General features: G+C 54.6%; 1 protein-coding gene. It reads left to right on the top strand.

Features of this window, described 5'->3' with window-relative positions:
* On the top strand, nucleotides 1–315 hold a 315-nt coding region (locus tag SB773_RS30840), incomplete at both ends, for an ATP-binding cassette domain-containing protein (RefSeq protein ID WP_410594043.1).

Raw genomic sequence — 315 nt, 5'->3', positions numbered from 1 at the left:
ACGTGATGGAAGGCTTGGTGATCGTGCAAAAGCGACCAAAGGAAGAAGCACGAGAGCGGAGTGTGAGCGTGCTGGAGAAGGTGGGACTTAGCAGCAAGCTCGACGCGTATCCCAGTGAATTATCTGGCGGTCAGCAGCAGCGAGTCGGGATTGCAAGAGCACTTGCTTTGGAGCCAGAGGTAATTCTATTCGACGAACCGACGTCTGCGCTAGACCCTGAACTGGTCGGCGAGGTTTTGGAAGTCATCCGCAAGATCGCCAAGGAAGGAATCACGATGATTGTCGTGACCCATGAAATGGGCTTTGCGCGGGAAG

It is taken from the genome of Bacillus sp. SIMBA_074 (assembly GCF_046534555.1).
Lineage (GTDB): Bacteria > Bacillota > Bacilli > Bacillales > Bacillaceae_G > Bacillus_A > Bacillus_A mycoides.
Note: the sequence above shows the minus strand (reverse complement) of the source record. Positions and strands in the feature narration are given on the sequence as shown.